General features: G+C 60.7%; 15 protein-coding genes and 2 pseudogenes. 12 read left to right on the top strand and 5 right to left on the bottom strand.

The window, feature by feature from the left end; all coding sequences use genetic code 11:
• Nucleotides 1-84 precede the first annotated feature (84 nt).
• The 8 genes from WH299_RS21540 to WH299_RS21505 all read left to right on the top strand — a co-directional run bounded on the left by WH299_RS21540 (nucleotide 85) and on the right by WH299_RS21505 (nucleotide 10,116).
• The gene (locus WH299_RS21540; protein ID WP_032864136.1) at nucleotides 85-975 is read left to right on the top strand and encodes a carbohydrate ABC transporter permease; all 891 of its coding nucleotides are present in this window, start codon (nucleotides 85-87) and stop codon (nucleotides 973-975) included.
• Between the two features lie 10 nt (nucleotides 976-985).
• The gene (locus tag WH299_RS21535; RefSeq protein ID WP_003173672.1) at nucleotides 986-1,816 is read left to right on the top strand and encodes a carbohydrate ABC transporter permease; all 831 of its coding nucleotides are present in this window, start codon (nucleotides 986-988) and stop codon (nucleotides 1,814-1,816) included.
• A gap of 22 nt (nucleotides 1,817-1,838) precedes the next feature.
• Nucleotides 1,839-2,942, top strand: coding sequence for an ABC transporter ATP-binding protein (locus WH299_RS21530; RefSeq protein ID WP_339551242.1), 1,104 nt, complete (start codon nucleotides 1,839-1,841; stop codon nucleotides 2,940-2,942).
• Between the two features lie 18 nt (nucleotides 2,943-2,960).
• Complete coding sequence (locus tag WH299_RS21525) at nucleotides 2,961-4,442, top strand: mannitol dehydrogenase family protein (RefSeq protein WP_339551240.1); 1,482 nt, start codon at nucleotides 2,961-2,963, stop codon at nucleotides 4,440-4,442.
• 134 nt (nucleotides 4,443-4,576) lie between these two features.
• The gene (gene xylB, locus WH299_RS21520) at nucleotides 4,577-6,058 is read left to right on the top strand and encodes a xylulokinase (protein WP_339551238.1); all 1,482 of its coding nucleotides are present in this window, start codon (nucleotides 4,577-4,579) and stop codon (nucleotides 6,056-6,058) included.
• 12 nt (nucleotides 6,059-6,070) lie between these two features.
• Entirely contained in the window at nucleotides 6,071-7,009 is a 939-nt protein-coding gene (locus WH299_RS21515; protein ID WP_339551236.1) for a carbohydrate kinase family protein, read from the top strand.
• Between the two features lie 143 nt (nucleotides 7,010-7,152).
• Nucleotides 7,153-9,756: an autotransporter family protein gene (locus WH299_RS21510; RefSeq protein ID WP_339551235.1), complete on the top strand. Its 2,604-nt coding sequence runs from the start codon at nucleotides 7,153-7,155 to the stop codon at nucleotides 9,754-9,756.
• 90 nt (nucleotides 9,757-9,846) lie between these two features.
• Nucleotides 9,847-10,116, top strand: a complete 270-nt coding sequence (locus WH299_RS21505) for a DUF2790 domain-containing protein (protein ID WP_122727540.1) — start codon at nucleotides 9,847-9,849, stop codon at nucleotides 10,114-10,116.
• A 65-nt stretch (nucleotides 10,117-10,181) separates the two neighbouring features.
• On the opposite strand, the gene WH299_RS21500 is transcribed toward WH299_RS21505, so the two are convergent.
• Together WH299_RS21500 and ilvA are read right to left on the bottom strand one after the other, a co-directional pair.
• Nucleotides 10,182-10,448 carry a DUF1652 domain-containing protein gene (locus WH299_RS21500; RefSeq protein WP_122727542.1) on the bottom strand — a complete coding sequence of 89 codons (267 nt, stop codon included), beginning with the start codon at nucleotides 10,446-10,448 and terminating at the stop codon, nucleotides 10,182-10,184.
• Nucleotides 10,449-10,706: 258 nt separating this feature from the next.
• Nucleotides 10,707-11,693, bottom strand: a pseudogene (gene ilvA / locus WH299_RS21495) (threonine ammonia-lyase, biosynthetic); the annotation flags it as partial.
• Between the two features lie 252 nt (nucleotides 11,694-11,945).
• On the opposite strand from ilvA, the gene WH299_RS21490 reads away from it, so the two are divergent.
• Together WH299_RS21490 and map are read left to right on the top strand one after the other, a co-directional pair.
• Nucleotides 11,946-12,146, top strand: a complete 201-nt coding sequence (locus WH299_RS21490; protein ID WP_058425498.1) for a ParD-like family protein — start codon at nucleotides 11,946-11,948, stop codon at nucleotides 12,144-12,146.
• A complete protein-coding gene (map, locus tag WH299_RS21485; RefSeq protein WP_339551232.1) occupies nucleotides 12,146-12,901 on the top strand; it encodes a type I methionyl aminopeptidase in 756 nt (251 codons plus the stop codon). Before WH299_RS21490 ends, map begins: the two co-directional genes overlap by 1 nt.
• Before the next feature lie 114 nt (nucleotides 12,902-13,015).
• Here map and WH299_RS21480 read toward each other — a convergent pair whose 3' ends face one another.
• Both WH299_RS21480 and WH299_RS21475 read right to left on the bottom strand, forming a co-directional pair.
• Nucleotides 13,016-13,954 (bottom strand): magnesium transporter CorA family protein, encoded by a 939-nt coding sequence (locus tag WH299_RS21480; RefSeq protein WP_339551231.1) that lies wholly within the window; start codon nucleotides 13,952-13,954, stop codon nucleotides 13,016-13,018.
• Nucleotides 13,955-13,961: 7 nt separating this feature from the next.
• The gene (locus WH299_RS21475) at nucleotides 13,962-15,548 is read right to left on the bottom strand and encodes a RimK family protein (protein ID WP_122727550.1); all 1,587 of its coding nucleotides are present in this window, start codon (nucleotides 15,546-15,548) and stop codon (nucleotides 13,962-13,964) included.
• A gap of 94 nt (nucleotides 15,549-15,642) precedes the next feature.
• Here WH299_RS21475 and WH299_RS21470 point away from each other — a divergent pair.
• Nucleotides 15,643-16,089: pseudogene (locus WH299_RS21470) on the top strand (GNAT family N-acetyltransferase); the annotation flags it as partial.
• On the opposite strand, the gene sfnG reads toward WH299_RS21470, so the two are convergent.
• Entirely contained in the window at nucleotides 16,088-17,173 is a 1,086-nt protein-coding gene (gene sfnG / locus WH299_RS21465; RefSeq protein ID WP_122727554.1) for a dimethylsulfone monooxygenase SfnG, read from the bottom strand. The pseudogene WH299_RS21470 and the gene sfnG sit on opposite strands and share 2 nt — an antisense overlap.
• A gap of 255 nt (nucleotides 17,174-17,428) precedes the next feature.
• On the opposite strand from sfnG, the gene WH299_RS21460 reads away from it, so the two are divergent.
• Nucleotides 17,429-18,661, top strand: coding sequence for an acyl-CoA dehydrogenase family protein (locus tag WH299_RS21460; RefSeq protein ID WP_339551230.1), 1,233 nt, complete (start codon nucleotides 17,429-17,431; stop codon nucleotides 18,659-18,661).
• Nucleotides 18,662-18,779: the final 118 nt, after the last annotated feature.

The raw sequence follows: 18,779 nt of genomic DNA, 5'->3' as shown, positions 1-18,779 counted from the left end.
GTGACTGACACACTGCTATCGGGGGCAAGCCCCCTCCCACACTGACCGCACTCCGATTCTTGCTCTGTACCGGTCGTGAATACCATGAATACACCCGCCAAAAACCGCCTGGCCAACCCCGGCTGGTTCCTTGTCAGCCCCTCGGTGGCCTTGCTGCTGCTGTGGATGATCGTGCCGCTGGGCATGACCCTGTACTTTTCGCTGATCCGCTACAACCTGCTCTACCCCGGCGAAAACCAATTCGTGGGGTTGGAGAACTTCACCTACTTCATCACCGATTCGGGCTTCCTGCCCGGCGCCACCAATACCTTGTTGCTGGTGGGCAGCGTGTTGCTGATCAGCGTGGTGTTCGGTGTGCTGATCAGCGCCCTGCTGGAGGCCAGTGAGTTCTTCGGCCGTGGCTTGGTGCGAGTGTTGCTGATTTCGCCGTTCTTCATCATGCCCACCGTGGGCGCGCTGATCTGGAAGAACCTGATTTTCCACCCGGTCTCGGGGATTCTCGCCGCCGTGTGGAAGTTCTTCGGCGCAGAACCCGTGGACTGGCTGGCGCACTACCCGTTGCTGTCGATCATCATCATTGTGTCGTGGCAGTGGCTGCCCTTCGCGATTCTGCTGCTGATGACCGCCATGCAGTCCCTCGACCAGGAACAAAAGGAAGCCGCGCGCCTGGACGGTGCCGGCGCCATCGCGATTTTCTGGCACCTGACCCTGCCCCACCTGGCCCGCCCGATTGCCGTGGTGGTGATGATCGAGACGATCTTCCTGCTCTCGGTGTTCGCTGAAATCTTCACCACCACCAACGGTGGCCCCGGCTACGCCTCGACCAACCTCGCCTACCTGATCTACAACCAGGCGCTGGTGCAGTTCGACGTGGGCATGGCGTCGGCCGGCGGTTTGATTGCCGTGGTCATCGCCAATATCGCGGCCATCATCCTGGTGCGGATGATCGGCAAAAACCTGACTGACAAGCCTTGAGGGCCGCGCCATGACGCTTCAACAATCCCGCCGCCTGCAAAGCCTGTTGCTCGGCACATTGGCCTGGGCCATCGCGATCCTGATCTTCTTCCCGATCTTCTGGATGGTGCTGACCAGCTTCAAGACCGAAATCGACGCGTTCGCCACGCCGCCGCAGTTCATCTTCACGCCGACGCTGGAGAATTACCTGCACATCAACGAGCGCAGCAATTACTTCAGCTATGCGTGGAACTCGGTACTGATTTCCTTCAGCGCAACGGCGCTTTGCCTACTGATCTCGGTGCCAGCGGCCTACTCCATGGCGTTCTACGAAACCCAGCGCACCAAAGGCACGCTGCTGTGGATGCTGTCCACCAAAATGCTGCCGCCGGTGGGCGTACTGATGCCGATCTACCTGTTGGCCAAGAGCTTTGGCCTGCTGGATACGCGCATTGCGCTGATCATCATCTACACCCTGATCAACCTGCCGATTGTGGTGTGGATGGTTTACACCTACTTCAAGGACATCCCCAAGGACATCCTCGAAGCCGCGCGCCTGGATGGCGCGACCCTGTGGCAAGAGATGGTCCGCGTACTGTTGCCGATTGCCAAGGGCGGCCTGGCGTCCACTGTGTTGCTGTCGCTGATCCTGTGCTGGAACGAGGCGTTCTGGTCGCTGAACCTGACCTCTTCCGCCGCTGCGCCGCTGACCGCGTTGATCGCCTCCTACTCCAGCCCCGAAGGCTTGTTCTGGGCCAAATTGTCCGCCGTGTCGACCCTGGCCTGCGCGCCCATCCTGATCTTTGGCTGGATCAGTCAGAAACAGCTGGTGCGCGGCTTGTCCTTTGGCGCCGTTAAATAATAATTCCTAGCGGAGGCTCATCATGGCCAACCTGAAAATCAAGAATCTGCAAAAAGGCTTCGAAGGCTTTTCCATCATCAAGGGCATCGACCTTGAAGTGAACGACAAGGAATTCGTGGTCTTCGTCGGCCCGTCGGGCTGCGGTAAGTCCACCCTGCTGCGCCTGATCGCCGGCCTGGAAGAAGTCAGCGAAGGCACCATCGAACTGGATTGCCGCGATATCACCGAAGTGACCCCGGCCAAGCGTGACCTGGCGATGGTGTTCCAGACCTACGCGCTGTACCCGCACATGAGCGTGCGCAAGAACATGTCGTTTGCCCTGGACCTGGCCGGTGTCGACAAGAAGCTGGTGGAGAGCAAGGTCAGCGAAGCGGCGCGCATCCTCGAGCTGGGCCCGCTGCTGGAGCGCAAGCCCAAGCAGCTGTCCGGCGGCCAGCGTCAGCGTGTGGCCATCGGCCGCGCGATTGTGCGTAACCCGAAGATCTTCCTGTTCGACGAACCGCTGTCCAACCTCGACGCCGCCCTGCGCGTACAGATGCGCCTGGAACTGGCGCGCCTGCATAAAGAGCTGCAAGCGACCATGATCTACGTGACCCACGACCAGGTTGAGGCGATGACCCTGGCCGACAAGGTGGTGGTGCTGAACAGTGGCCGTATCGAGCAAGTCGGCTCGCCGCTGGAGTTGTACCACCAGCCGGCCAACCTGTTTGTGGCGGGCTTCCTCGGTACGCCGAAGATGGGTTTCCTCAAGGGCAAAGTCACCCGTGTTGAAAGCCAAGGCTGCGAAGTGCAGTTGGACGCTGGCACGTTGATCAACCTGCCGCTGAGTGGCGCCACCTTGAGCGTGGGCAGTGCAGTGACCCTGGGCATTCGTCCGGAACATCTGGAAATTGCTTCCCCGGGCCAAACCACCCTGACCGTCACCGCCGACGTCGGCGAGCGCCTGGGCAGCGACACCTTCTGCCATGTCATCACCGCCAACGGCGAGCCGCTGACCATGCGGATCCGCGGCGACATGGCCAGCCAGTATGGCGAGACGCTGCACCTGCACCTGGACCCGGCGCACTGCCATCTGTTCGACACCGACGGTGTTGCCGTGGCCCGCCCACTGCGCGCTGCCGCCTGATTTCGCGAGACTTTGCTGATGAAACTGAATAAACAGAACCTCACCCAGTTAGCGCCGCAAGTAAAACTGCCGGCCTACGCGATTGCCAGTACCACGCAGGGCATCGCCCATATCGGCGTCGGCGGTTTCCATCGCGCGCATCAGGCGTATTACACCGACGCGCTGATGAACACCGGCATCGGCCTGGACTGGAGCATCTGCGGCGTCGGCCTGCGTGCCGAAGACCGCAAGGCCCGCGACGACCTGGCCGGCCAGGACTACTTGTTCACTTTGTACGAGCTGGGCGATACCGACGACACCGAAGTGCGTGTGATCGGCTCGATCAGTGACATGCTGCTGGCCGAAGACGGCGCCCAGGCGCTGATCGACAAGCTGGCTGACCCGGCGATCCGTATCGTCTCGCTGACCATCACCGAAGGCGGCTACTGCATCGACGACAGCAACGGTGAATTCATGGCTCACCTGCCGCAGATCCAGCATGATCTGGCGCACCCGCGCGCGCCAAAGACCGTGTTCGGCTTCATCTGCGCCGCCCTGACCCAGCGTCGCGCTGCGGGCACACCGGCGTTTACCGTAATGTCCTGCGATAACCTGCCACATAACGGCGCCGTGACGCGCAAGGCACTGCTGGCGTTCGCTGCCTTGCACAATGCCGAGCTGCACGACTGGATCAAGGCCAACGTGAGCTTTCCGAACGCCATGGTCGACCGCATCACACCGATGACCAGCACCGCGCACCGCCTGCAATTGCATGATGACCACAGCATTGACGATGCCTGGCCGGTGGTGTGCGAACCTTTTGTGCAATGGGTGCTGGAGGACAAGTTCGTCAACGGTCGCCCGGCCTGGGAAACGGTCGGCGTGCAGTTCACCGATGACGTCACGCCGTATGAAGAAATGAAGATCGGCCTGCTCAACGGCAGCCACCTGGCACTGACCTACCTGGGGTTTCTCAAGGGTTATCGGTTTGTGCACGAGACCATGAACGACCCGGTGTTTGTCGCCTACATGCGCGCCTACATGGACCTGGACGTCACGCCAAACCTGGCGCCGGTGCCGGGCATCGACCTGACGGACTACAAGCAGACGCTGGTGGATCGCTTCTCCAACCAGGCGATTGCCGACCAGCTGGAACGCGTGTGCTCGGATGGTTCGTCGAAGTTTCCCAAATTCACCGTACCGACTATCAACCGCCTGATTGCCGATGGGCGTGAGACTGAGCGCGCGGCGCTGGTAGTAGCGGCGTGGGCGTTGTACCTCAAGGGTGTGGACGAGAATGGCGTGAGTTACAAGATCCCCGATCCGCGTGCAGAGTTTTGCCAGGGGCTGGTGAGTGATGAGGCGTTGATCAGCAAACGGCTGCTGGGGGTGGAAGAGATTTTTGGCAAGGCTATTCCCAATTCGCCTGAGTTTGTGGCAGCGTTCGAGCGGTGCTATGTGAGTCTGCGCGACAAGGGCGTCACAAAAACCCTGCAAGATATCCTGAAGAAACCAGCTTGACCATGTGGGAGCTGGCTTGCCTGCGATGGCGGTCGATCAGGCAGCCATGAGGTGACTGACAGACTGCCATCGCAGGCAAGCCAGCTCCCACAATGACCGCATTTCAATCCAACAATAATGCTGAGCAAACCCTCATGACCCAGCAAAACCTGTTTCTCGGCATCGACTGCGGCACCCAAGGTACCAAGGCCATCGTCCTCGACGCCTCCAGCGGCAAGGTACTGGGCCTCGGCGCGGCTGCGCACACCTTGATCAGCGGCGCCAATGGCCGTCGCGAGCAGCACACCCAGGAATGGCTGGACGCCTTTACCGAAGCCACCCACCGCGCCCTGCAACAGGCCGGCGTGGACGGCCAGGATATCCTCGGCATCGGCGTTTCCGGCCAGCAACATGGTTTGGTGCTGCTGGATAACCAAGGCCAGGTACTGCGCCCGGCGAAACTCTGGTGCGACACCGAGACCGCACCGGAAAACGACCGACTCTTGCAGCACCTGGGTGGTGAAGGCGGTTCCCTGGAACGTCTCGGCGTGGCGATCGCACCGGGCTACACCGTGTCCAAGCTGCTGTGGACCCGCGAGCAGCACCCGGACATCTTCGCGCGCATCGCGCATATCCTGCTGCCCCATGACTACCTCAATTACTGGCTCACCGGCCGCGCCGTCGCCGAGTATGGCGATGCGTCGGGCACCGGCTACTTCAACGTGCGCACCCGTGAATGGGATGTGGCGCTGCTCAAGCACATCGACCCGAGCGGACGCCTTGAAAACGCCTTGCCACAACTGATCGAGGCCGATCAAAGCGTCGGTACGATTCTTCCGGCGATTGCCGAACGCCTGGGCATCAACCCCAACGCCATCGTCTCCAGCGGCGGTGGCGACAACATGATGGGCGCCATCGGCACTGGCAATATTGCCCCTGGCGTGATCACCATGAGCCTCGGCTCGTCGGGCACCGTGTATGCATTTGCCGACCAACCCAGCGTCAGTCCGCAAGCCTCGGTGGCCACTTTCTGTTCATCCAGCGGCGGCTGGCTGCCGTTGATCTGCACCATGAACCTGACCAACGCCACTGGGGTGATCCGCGAGCTGTTCGACCTGGACCTGGCCGCGTTCAACGCCCTGGTCGAGCAAGCGCCCATCGGCGCCGACGGCGTGAGCATGCTGCCGTTTCTCAACGGCGAACGCGTGCCCGCCCTGCCCCACGCCACCGGCAGCCTGCACGGCCTGACCATGACCAACCTGACCCGCGCCAACCTGTGCCGCGCGGTGGTCGAAGGCACCACCTTCGGCCTGCGCTACGGCCTGGACCTGCTGCGCCAGACTGGCCTGCAAAGCCAGAGCATCCGCTTGATCGGCGGCGGTTCGAAAAGCCCGGTCTGGCGGCAGATGGTCGCCGATATCATGAACACCGAAGTGGTCTGCACCGAACAAAGTGAAGCCGCCGCCCTGGGCGCGGCGATCCAGGCGGCGTGGAGCCAGTCCGGCGAGTCACTGGCCAGCCTGTGCGACAAATGTGTGAGCGTCGACCCGGCCAGCCGTACTCTGCCGGTAGCGGCCAGTGTCAGTGCGTATCAACAAGCCTACGAGCGCTACCAGCAGCTTGTGGCAACCCTTTAAGAGCGAACGACTATGTATCTGGTGTGTGGTGAAGCGCTGTTTGATTTTTTCAGCGAGGAAGACGCCAGCGGGCAGGCTTCCAAGGTCAATTACAAGGCGATTGCCGGCGGTTCGCCGTTCAACGTCGCGGTAGGCTTGCGCCGCCTGGGTATCGAGGCGGGCTTGTTCGGCGGCTTGTCCACCGACTTCCTTGGCCGCCGCTTATTGCAGGTGCTCAAGGATGAGGGCGTCAGCGAGCAGTTCCTGGTGGAATTCGCCGCGCCGACCACCTTGTCGATGGTCGCCGTGGGCGCCAATGGCTCGCCGCAGTACAACTTCCGTGGTGAAGGCTGCGCCGACCGACTGCTGGAAGTCAGCCATCTGCCCGCGCTGGGTGATGACATCCGTGGCCTGCATATCGGCTCGTTCTCGCTGGTGGTGCAACCGATCGGCGACACCTTGCTGAGCCTGGTCAAGCGTGAAAGCGGCAAGCGCCTGATCAGCCTCGACCCCAACGTGCGGCTCAACCCGCAGCCGGATATCCAGCTGTGGCGCGACCGCGTAGGCGAGTTGGTCAAACACGCCGACCTGATCAAGGTCAGCGACGAAGACCTGCACTTGCTCTACCCCGATCAGTCGCCTGAAAGCGTGCTGCAGGGTTGGCTGCAACACCGTTGCCAGTTGGTGTTCCTCACCCGTGGTGGCGACGGCGCCAGTGTGTTCAGCCGGCAGCATGGCCACTGGTCGGCGCCGGCAGTCAAGGTGGTGATGGCGGATACCGTGGGGGCTGGTGATACCTTCCAGGCCGCGTTGATTGCCTGGCTGACCGAGCAGCAGCGTGACTCGGTAGAGGGCCTGCAACAGCTCACCCGTGGGCAAATCGACGCCATGCTGGGTTTTGCAATCCGTGCTGCGGCGTTGACCTGCACCAAGACCGGTCCGGACCTGCCTTACCGCCACCAGGTGAGCTGAACCCGGCAGCAACATGACCAATGTGCCACCACGCAGGCCACGTATTCCGTGGCCTGCGCGCGTTTATATAAAAATTGCCAAGTGGGAAAACTGTGCTAAACCCATAACAGGAGCAGTAACTACAACGCATGCAGGACAGACCCATGCAAAAGAGCAACGGTTTTTCAACCCGCGCCGTTTTAGCTGTCGGCCTCCTTTCACTGCAGTACACCGCACCACAACAATCCTACGCTGCCTGCACACTCACTCCCGGTCCGGGCAACGACACACTTATTTGCGACAGCGGCACCAGTGCCGGCCTGACCGACCTCCTGGGCGATAACCGCCTGACCCTGCCTGCAGGCGGCAGCGGCATCATCAACGGCAACGTCACCTTCGGTCCGGGGAAAGACGCCGTGTGGATCGACTCCGGCCAGATCAACGGCGCCGTACAGCAAGGCGCCGGCATCGATGACTTCATTATGAACGGCGGGCAAATCCAGTCCCTGGCACAGGGCGACGGCCGTGACACCTTCCGGATGACGGGCGGCACCATCGTCGGCGCCTTCGAGGACGGCGACGTGGCGCAGCAGACCGGTGGCACCATCGGTCGGGTCGACATGAAGCTCGACAAGAACTTCTATGACATGTCTGGCGGCGTAATCCTGGGCAACCTGGTCACCGGTTTCGATACCGATACGATCATCGTCTCGGGCGGCAGCATTGGTGGCAATATCAGCACCAGCGGCGGCGACGACAGCATCACGGTCAGCGGCGGCGTGGTCAATGGCGAGATCCGTGCCAGCGTCGGCAATGACACGTTCAACTGGCTCAATGCCGGCCAGATCAAATCGGCGGTGCTGATGGGCGATGGTGACGATACCGCGCTGCTGCGCGGCCTCAGCGAAAGCCTGTTGGCTGCCACGCCCTCCATCGACGGCGGCCTGGGCAACGACCAACTGACCTTCGACAACACCACGTCCAGCACGGCGGCCCGCTACATCGGCTGGGAAACGGTCAATCTCAACAACACTTCGCGCTTCGACCTGGCGGGAGATTTTTTCCTGGGTGACAGCGCGAGCAATACCGGCACCTTGAACATTGACGCCAGCAGTACGCTGGCCGTGACCCAAGGCAGCGTGCGGCCCTATCTAGCCAGCCAACTGGCGACGCTGAACAATGCCGGCAAGATCGACATGACCAGCGGCAGCGCCGCCGCCAACGATGCGCTGACGGTGCATGGCAATTACGTAGGCAATAACGGCCAGTTGTGGCTGCAAACCGTGCTGGGCGATGAAAACTCCGCGACGGACAAGCTGGTGGTATCCGGTGGCACGCTGAGCGGTCGTACCGAATTGGCGGTGAGCAACCTCGGCGGCGTCGGGGGCTTTACCCGCAATAACGGGATCGAGGTGGTGCAGGCGCTCAACGGCGCGGTGAGCAGTACCGATGCCTTCTCGTTGAAGAGCTCGGTCTCGGCCGGGGCCTATGAATATTTGCTGTTCAAGGGCGGCGTGACGGCCGGTACCGAAAACAACTGGTACCTGCGCTCGTCAGTGGTTGCCGTGCAACCGCCGGCGGTGCCACCCGTGCCACCGACACCACCAGTGGTGGTGCCCGTACCGCCGATTCCAGCGACACCGCCGGTGGTCGACCCCGATGAACCGCCGGTGGAACCGCCGACCTCGCAACCCGTCGCGCCGGTCGAGCCCCCCGCCCCGCCGCCCAGCCAGGTTGCAGCAGGCAACTCGCCGCAATCCGCCGCGAGCAACCCGGCGCTGCCGACCGCCATTGCCGGTGCCGAGCCCATTCCGCTGTACCGCTTGGAAGTGCCGGTGTATTCGGTGGTGGTGCCCGCCGCACAGTTGATGACCCTGCAAGCGCTGGGCACCTTTCATGATCGCCAGGGCGAGCAAAGCCTGCTGACCGAAACCGGCGCGGTGCCGGCTGGCTGGGGGCGTGCCTATGGCAGCGACTTCAACAAGCACTGGTCGGGCACCGTGGCGCCAAGCTTCGACGGCTCGGTCAAGGGCTATCAGGTCGGTCATGACCTGTATGCATCCGAAACCAGCGGCGGGCAGATCCAGCGCTTCGGGCTGTTTATCGGTCAAAGTCGCCTGAGCGGGGACGTGAAAGGATTCTCGATGGGCTGGCAGAACAATCGCTCCGGGCGGGTCAAACTCGATGGCGATAACTTCGGTGCCTACTGGACGCTCACCGATTCGACCGGCTGGTATGTGGACCTGGTTGCGATGGGCACGCGCCTGAAGGGCGACAACAAGTCCGAGCGGGGCATAAAGATGGACACCAAGGGCCATGCCCTGGCGCTGTCCGCCGAAGCCGGCTACCCGATTGCCGTTTCCGAGCATTGGGTCGTGGAACCGCAGGCCCAGGTAATCCGCCAGACGATCGACCTGGACAGCCAGAACGACGGTATTTCCAGGGTGTCATTCGACTCCCAGGAGTACTGGACCGGCCGCCTCGGCGCCCGCCTCAAGGGCCGCTACCTGGTGAATAACACACCGGTCGAACCTTACTTGCGGGCCAACGCCTGGCACACCTTCGGTGGCAGCGACACGGTGACCTACGATGATGTGGATCGCATCAAGAGCGATCACAAGTCTTCCACGGCGGATGTGGGTGTCGGCGTGGTTGCGCGGCTGTCGTCTTCGGTGAGCGTCTACCTGGCCGCAGACTACAACACCACCCTGGACGGCAACGCGATGGAGGGTGTCAGCGGCAATGCCGGGGTGCGGATGAGTTGGTAAAGATGAAGGTTTTGTCAGCCCGGTAAAAATTAATCGATGGTTAATCCCGCAAGTCGAGAGTGAAGTTGTCCCCACTTGCGGAGAACCACCATGAAACTGCGCACTTTGATGTTCGGCAGCGCCTTGGCGCTGGCCGCAGTATCTGGCCTGGCCCAGGCCGACGAGCAAGGCGCCGCTGTCAAACCCGTGCCTTACCAGTACGGCATGCCGATGAATATCGCCAAAGTCCTGGCGATGAACGAAACCCAGACCGATGAATGCAAAGTCATCAAGGCGGATATCAAGTTTTTGGATAAGGCGGGCAAAGTCGAAGATGTCAGCTACCGGAAGATGTCCGAAGCCTGCGATTTCCAGAACTGATCGACAGGCGTAAACAGCATTGGGCCTGGCAATCACCAGGCCCACAGGTCAAGACTCAAGCATTTTCAGTAAGCGCGCCCTCCTACGCGTTGCAGGATGGGGGTATGCGTGTGCTTGAGGTCTTCGCGCAACCCGGCGATCAGGTTGCAAATGGCTCGACTGCTGTCGAGTTTGTCCGCGTTGATCCCTTTGACTTCCAAATCCACCCGGTCACGGTCACGGTCGTCGTAGACCTTGATCGTCAGCGAAGCATCTTCGGCTTTGGTGCATTCGCACCGTTTAGGCAGGAAACTTCCTTCAATAATGCTGCGAAGTTCTAATTCCGAAAGCATGGTCAACCTCTCCTTTTCTGAGACTGCCAACAGATTGTTGTGTATCCGACGAGCTCATGCCCGCCGCGCCTTGCCGACCCTGGAAGACGCTTGTAACACCCAAGCCTACTCGGCAAAATCGGCCTTCGTTGTAACTTTTCCTCATAAGCCACATGCCGGGATATATAAGTAAAAGTGTGCGGTTTGAATCTTCGTCGAACCGCAGCGATTAAACGTTTAACTCTGGACTCAAAATTCATTACAGGCCTGTGCGGCGACCCTTTCGGCAACATGTCGCAAACTATCGAAGTTGATGTTCGCTCCGGAATTGATCGCCACCAAGGTCTGTTTGCGCAGGCCATGATGGGCGACGTACTTGCGCACGCCCGCCACTGCCAACGCGCCAGAAGGCTCGGTGATTGAGCGCGTGTCGTCGTAGATCAGCTTGATGGCGCTGCACAGTTCGTCGTTGCTGACCGTGATAACGTCATCCACCCAATCCCGGCAGATTTCAAACCCGTAGGCCCCTACCTGCGCTACCGCCGTGCCGTCGGCGAACCCGTCGACACTGGGCAGCACCACCCTTTCGCCGGCACGCAGCGCCGCCAACAGACAGCTTGAACCCTCGGGCTCGACGCCGATGATGCGCACCTCGGGCCGTAGGTATTTGACGTAGGCGGCAACCCCGGCAATCAGCCCACCACCGCCTACCGGTACGAAGATCGCATCCAACGGGCCCTGTTGCTGGCGCAGAATTTCCATGGCTACAGTGCCCTGACCGGCGATCACATCCGGGTCGTCGAAGGGCGAGACAAAGGTGCAACCGGATGACTCAGCCAGTTGCAGCGCGTGGGTCAGGGCAAAGGGGAAGCTCTCGCCATGCAGGACCGCTTCAGCGCCACGGGAACGCACGCCCAGTACCTTCAACTCCGGCGTGGTGCTGGGCATGACGATCCGCGCCTGGATCCCCAACTCCCTTGCTGCCAGCGCCACGCCCTGGGCATGGTTGCCGGCCGATGCGGTGACCACGCCGCGCGCCTTTTGCTCGTCGCTCAACTGCACCAGTTTGTTGTAGGCGCCCCGGATCTTGAAGGAAAACGTTGGCTGCAAGTCTTCGCGCTTGAGCAGCACCTGGTTGCCCAGCAACGCTGACAATGCGGGTGCGGGTTGCAACGGCGTGCGCACTGCCAGGTCGTAGACCGGCGCGGCGAGGATCTTTTTTACGTAATGCTCAAGGAGTGCCGAGTCGGCGGTGCAGGTGCTCATAGGTGTTTCCTGGCTTTTTGTTCAAGGCCCAGGAGACGGAAAAACAAAACCCGCCTCTAGGGCGGGTTTGGGTACAGCCGTGCGCTATCCCGCCAAATGAGGAATGGCGGTAATAATGCTTGGCTGGCTGCGAAAGGTTTGAAAGGTCATGCCGCGAAATTAACCGTCCGCGGCCGGACAAGTCAACAAAAGGTTTACTCATAGCATACGAAACGTATACGCTTCGTATATCAACCCAGCACAGTGAACCCCATGGGCATCGTCAAGATCACCGACCAACTGCACGAACAACTGCGCCTGGCCAGCGCTGCGATGGACCGTTCCATCAACGCCCAGGCCGAATTCTGGATCAAGATCGGCCTGCTCGCCGAGCTCAACCCGCAACTGCCCTACAACGAGTTGATCAACAAACTGTTGCTGGACAAGCCCGACCTGATCCGGGGGCGCAGTTGATGATCAAGACTGCCGCCCAACTGGCCGTGATGCGTGAATCCGGGCGCCTGCTGGCCCAGGTGTTTACCATGCTCGACGGGTTTGTCGGCGTTGGCCGCTCCACCCTGGAGCTGGACGCCGCCGTCGAAGCCTTCATCCGCAACGACCTCAAGGCCCGCCCCGCCAGCCTGGGCCAATACGACTACCCCTTCTCCATCAACACCTCGATCAACGAAGTGGTGTGCCATGGCATGCCCAGCGCCAAGGACATCCTCAAGGACGGCGACATCATCAACATCGACATCACCCTGGAAAAAGGTGGCTTCATTGCCGACTCCAGCAAGATGTACATGATCGGCAGCGTTACGCCCAAGGCCCAGCGCCTGGTCGAGAAGACCTTCGAAGCGATGTGGGCCGGTATCCGCCAGGTCAAGCCCGGCGCGCGCCTGGGCGATATTGGCCACGCAATCCAGAGCCATGCGCAAGCCAACGGCTACAGCGTGGTCCGCGAGTATTGCGGCCACGGCATTGGCCGGCAGATGCATGAAGAACCACAGGTCCTGCACTTTGGCCGTCCCGGCACCGGGTTGGAACTGCGTGAAGGCATGGTGTTTACCGTGGAGCCGATGCTCAACCAGGGCAGCTCGAAAGTACGCAGCCTCAAGGATGGCTGGACGGTGGTCACCAAGGACAACAGCCTGTCGGCGCAGTGGGAACATACCGTGGCGGTGACGGCGGATGGGTTCGAGGTCCTGACCCTGCAGCCCCCCTCCTGAACGACACAACCCCTGTGGGAGCGGGCTTGCTCGCGAATGCGGTGGGTCAGTTGATTAATGTCTGTCTGACACTCCGTATTCGCGAGCAAGCCCGCTCCCACAGGCGATCCGTGTTCACACGACATTCGAGCCGCCGGCTATACGCTTGAGCCCTAACACCATCAGCCCTCCTCCGAGCCCCATCGCCGCCAGAAACAACGGATACGACACCCACCACGGCGTCCCCGCCGTCATCATGCTGAACTCCGACATGCCACCGATGCTCGCAATCAGGTTCAGCGGCAGGAACACCACGTTGATCAAGGTGAGCTTGCGCAACAGGTTGTTCATGCTGTTGTTCATCAGGTTACCGCGAGCGTCGATCAGCCCGGAGAACACGTTGGAATAGATCTCCGCCTGTTTGTAGCACTGGTGGTTCTCGATGATCAGGTCGTCGATCAGCGCGAGTATTTGCGCACTGAAGTGTTCCTTTTCTGCATGATTGCGCAGCCGCGACAGCACCGCGCCGTTGCTGTGCAGCGCGTTGATGTAATAGATCAGGCTTTCGCTGAGGCTGAACATCTGCATCAGGTGGTGGTTGCTCATGGACGCATTGAACTGCTGCTGCAATTCCCGTGCGACCAGCTTGATCACCTTGAGGTGGCCCAGGTAGTGGTGAATGTTGTTGAGCAACAAGTCGAGCAATACATCCAGCGGCGTGTGCAACGGGCGGCGCTTGCCGAGGCCGGTCAGCGGGGTTTCGTCGGTGGCGATCACCAGCAGGCGGCCAGGCGAAAACAGCAGGCCGCAGGACGACACCTCGAACACCAGGCTGCCGCCACCGGAGTAGTTTTCCGGGCGTTTCCAGATCAGGAACAGATTGTCCGGGTGAAACTCGATGCGCGAGACCTCATCGGGGTCCAGCGCCGAGGCCAGGGCGTGCTCGTCGAGCTTGTGGTGGTCGCGCAGCCACTCGCGCTCGGCAAGGTCAGGATTGTTGAACAACTGAATCGGGGCGTCATCACTTTCCCCACTGTGCAACTTGCCATCGGTCAGTTGAAAACGCTGGATCATCGCCGGGTCACCAGACCTGGCCCTGACGCTTCAACTCCAGGCGCCGCACAAACTCCTCCAGCACCAGCCCATACAGATCGTCCTGCAAATAGGCATCTTCGATACCTGCGTCCAGGTTGGGGTTGTCGTTGACTTCGATCACCACCACCTTGTCGCCGGACTGCTTGAGGTCGACGCCGTAGAGGCCATCGCCGATCAGGTTGGCGGTCTTCACGGCCAGCTCCACCACCGCCTTGGGCGCTTCATGGACCGCCAGGGTACGGCATTCACCGTTGATGTCCTGGCCGATGGCCTTGTGGTTGTAGATCTGCCAGTGGCCCTTGGACATGAAATACTGGCAGGCAAAGATCGGCTTGCGATTAAGGATGCCGATGCGCCAGTCGTACTCGGTGTAGAAGAACTCCTGGGCCAGCAACAGCACCGAATGTTCGAACAACTCGGCAGTGGCCTTGAGCAAGGCTTCCTGGCTTTCTACCTTGATCACGCCGCGGGAGAAACAGCCGTCGGGGATCTTCAGCACCAGCGGAAACCCCAGGCGCTCGCCGACCCGTTCGAAGTCTTCCGGTCGCTCCTTGTAGAGGATTTCGGTGGCGGGCATGCCCAGTTGGTGACTGTTGAGCAGGTCGGTGAGGTAGACCTTGTTGGTGCAGCGCAGGATTGACGCCGGGTCGTCCATCACCACCAGGCCTTCGCTTTCGGCTTTCTTGGCGAAGCGGTAGGTGTGGTTGTCGACGCTGGTGGTCTCGCGGATCAGCAAGGCGTCGTATTCGGCCAGGCGCGAATAGTCCTTGCGCTCGATCAGCTCCACATCGATGCCCAGGCCCTTGCCAACGCGGATGAAATTATCCAGGGCCTTGGCATTGGAAGGCGGCAATTGCTCTTGAGGGTCGTGCAGGATGGCCAGGTCATAACGGGCCAGGCGACGTGAACGCGGCTGGCGCCAGATCTTGCGGCTGAAGTTATCCAGCGCGTGGGCGAATTGATCTTCCTGATCGTCGCGCAACTTGTGCAGCACGCCCGATTTAACGCCTTCAATATGCCAACCGTTATTCTTTTTAAAATCAACTAACAAGATCGGACATGGAAAGGCTTCAAACAACTGACGAGCCAAGTCCTGCAACGGCTCTATATTGGTCCGGCCAAAGTAAAGTGTCAGGGTAAAGCCTTCGGTATTGCTGTAGAGATGATGGCTCAAGGCTTTATCGAGGGTTTTATCCAGGTCGTCCAAGGCCAGGCCGTACAGCGACTTCTTCGTCAGTTCGCTGATGGTGCGCACCGACGGAATCACCTTGTGCCCGCGGGCTTCGGCCAGCAGCGAGCAGTAATAACCATGCCCCAGGTACTTGTAGCTGCGGCACAGGTTGATCACCTGTACGCGCTTGCCACTCTCGTTTTCACGGGTCTGTTCCAGGTATTCCTGGGCGGTGACGATGTCTTCGCTGGGGAAGTAGGAGGCCCAATCTTCCTTGCGCTCGACAATGATCACAACTTGACTGCTAGCTTTCGGTGGTGCGGAAAAATAACTTTTATTAGTTATTGTCGCCGCGACGGTTTGCTCGGATACTTCACGCCAATGACCTTGTACCGCCGACATAATATTTGATCCGCTTTTGAGAACTCGACCTTTTCTATTAAGCACGATCTTTTAGAGAAGTCCCGTTTCGTTACGCAACTTTTACGGCGGTCATATGGCTCTTTGCTTTCGCGTTGCAACCCTCTTGGATGTGCCTGAATTACTGGCCTTGGAACAGCACTGCTTCACCACCGACAGGCTGTCACGGCGCAGTTTCCAGTGGATGGTCAGCCGCGCCCATGGCCAGTTGCTGGTGGCGGACAATGACAGGCAATTGCTCGGTTATGCGCTGGTGCTGTTGCGCCGTGGCACCTCGTTGGCGCGCCTGTATTCCATCGCCATTACCGAACCTGCGCGTGGCACGGGGCTGGGCAAACAGTTGCTGAGCCGCGTTGAAGCTATCGCCGTGGCGCAGGGTTGCACGCGCCTACGCCTGGAAGTACGCACCGACAACCCCGGCGCTCTCAGCCTTTATGAGCGCAACGGTTATCGGCGCTTTGCCCTGATCGACGCCTATTACGAAGACCACACAGCAGCGCTGCGCCTGGAAAAAAAACTGCTCACGCCACCTGCTTGATCGCCGCCTTGGCTTCCAGCTCGCGCACCAGTGGCAACACACGCTTGCCGAAGTACTCGACTTCTTCCTGGAAGTGCAGGAACCCCGCCAGCACCAGGTCCACCCCCACCGCCTTGAGCGCGACGATGCGCTCGGCAATCTGTTGGGGCGTGCCGATCAGGTTGGTCTTGAAGCCATCGTTGTACTGCACCAGGTCTTCAAAGCTGGACTTGGCCCAGTTGCCCTCGCCTTCCGGCGATGCCTTGCCCGCTTGCTTCGCTGCATCGCCAAAGGCATTCACCGCCTCCGGGTCGGCCTTGTCGATGATCTCTGCGAGCACGGCGCGGGCTTCTTCCTCGGTGTCGCGGGCGATCACGAAGGCGTTGACGCCGACTTTGACCGAATGGTTGTTCGCCGCCGCTTTCGCGCGAATGTCATCGACCTGGGCTTTGATGCCTTCAGGGGTGTTGCCGTTGGTGAAGTACCAGTCCGACACCCGCGCCGCCATGTCCCGCGCGGCCCGTGAGCTGCCGCCCTGGAACACCTCCGGTTGGCCCAGTGGCTTGGGCTTGAGGGTGTAGTTGTTGAAGCGGTAGAAGTCGCCCTTGAAGGTGAACTCATCCTGGGTCCAGATGCCTTTGAGGGCGCGGATGAACTCTTCGGAACGGCGATAACGCTCATCGTGCTCCAGCCAGTGTTCGCCGATGGCCTGGAACTCGCCCTTGAACCAGCCGCTGACGATATTCACTGCGATACGGCCGTTGGTGAGCTGGTCGATAGTCGCCAGTTGCTTGGCCGCCAACGCCGGTTGCCAGGGGCCTGGCAGGATCGCGGCGATCACCTTGAGCGTGGTGGTCGCGGCCAGCAGCGCATGGCTGAATGCCACGGACTCATGCTGGTTTTCGGCACCGTAGCCCGCGGTGAAGCGGATCTGGGTGAGGCCGTATTCGAAGCCGGCGGCTTCCGCCAGTTGCGCCAGTTTGCGGTTGTAGTCGATGCCCCAGTGGGTGCGTTGTTCGATCTTACTGACCACCAACCCACCACTGACGTTGGGCACCCAGTAGGCAAATTTCACGGCTTGCTGACTCATCTCGCGTTTCCTCGCACAAAGGGGATGTACCCAGGGCTTGAGCAGCAAGCGTGCCAGGCCGGGAAAACGCCCGGGCCAGGGGCGTTGCACGCAATACTGCGTGCCGGCGTCGATGTCGCAGAGTGTACGGGTTTGTCGATCAGCTGTTGCCAGGGCAACAGTGGTTGAGCGCTTTGGCCCGTAAATACGGGCGCCGATACCCGGCACGGAGTATGCACTCTCCGCTGCATTGATCACTGCCCAGGAACCTTGCCCATGACCGAACAACACGTCATCAACCCGCTGTCCACTGGCGTCGACTATTCGACCTTGGCCGCGCGCTTCCGCCCGATCTTCCAGCGCATCGCCGACGGCGCTGTAGACCGCGAACAGTCCCGCACCCTGCCCCATGAACCGATCCAGTGGCTCAAGGAAGCAGGCTTTGGCGCAGTACGCGTGCCGGTGGAATATGGCGGCGGCGGTGCTTCCCTGCCGCAGCTGTTTGAACTGCTGATCGAATTGGCCGAATCCGATTCCAACGTACCCCAGGCCCTGCGCGGGCACTTTGCATTTGCTGAAGATCGTCTGAACGCCCCGCCCAGTGCCGGCCGGGATCTGTGGTTCAAGCGGTTCGTGGACGGCGATATCGTCGGCTGCGCCTGGACCGAGATTGGCAACGTGGCGATCGGCGATGTGGTCACCCAGGTCAGCCCTGACGGCGATGGCTGGAAGCTCAACGGAGAGAAGTTCTACAGCACTGGCAGCATCTTTGCGGACTGGATTGATGTGTATGCCCAGCGCAGCGACACCGGTGGTGATGTGATCGCCGCCACCCGCGCCCGTCAGCCTGGGGTGGTGCACAGCGATGACTGGGACGGCTTTGGCCAGCGCACTACCGGCAGCGGCACGTCGCGCTTTACCGATGCGGTGGTGGATGCGGAAAACGTCATCGACTTTGCCAGCCGGTTTAAATACCAGACGGCGTTCTATCAGTTGGTGTTGCTCGCCAGTTTGGCGGGGATTGGGCGTGCGGCCTTGCGCGATGTGGCGCATCAGGTGCGCAGCCGTAAGCGCATCTACAGTCATGGCAATGCGGCGCATGTGAGCCAGGATGCGCAGGTTCAACAGGTGGTCGGGGAAGTGGCGGCGCTGGTGTATGCCGCTGAGGCGAGTGCGCTGAGGGCGACGCTGCCGGCGCAACGGGCGTATTTGGCGCGGTTTGGGGGGGATGATGATGCTGAGCGTATAGCCAATGTGGCTGCAGAGATTGAGTCGGCTACGGCGCAGGTGGTGGTGTCGGGGTTGATTCAGCGGGCTACCAGTGAGTTGTTTAATGCACTGGGGGCTTCGGATGTGCGGCAGGGTAAGGCGCTGGATCGGCATTGGCGGAATGCGCGGACGGTGTCGTCGCATAATCCGGTGATTTATAAGGCTCGGATTGTGGGGGATTGGGTGGTTAATGGGGTGGAGCCGCCGTTTGTTTGGCAGATTGGGAATGGGCGGGGTTGAGTTGTGGGTTTGATTGGGGGCATATCCGTTATTTAGGTGATGGCTGGTATTGGTTCCGCCCTTACGGCGGCTCACTTTTGAAGAGCCGGAATGCCGGCCCAGTCAAAAGTAAGCAAAA

Source organism: Pseudomonas sp. MYb541, assembly GCF_037479595.1.
GTDB classification, from domain to species: domain Bacteria; phylum Pseudomonadota; class Gammaproteobacteria; order Pseudomonadales; family Pseudomonadaceae; genus Aquipseudomonas; species Aquipseudomonas canadensis.
Note: the sequence above shows the minus strand (reverse complement) of the source record. Positions and strands in the feature narration are given on the sequence as shown.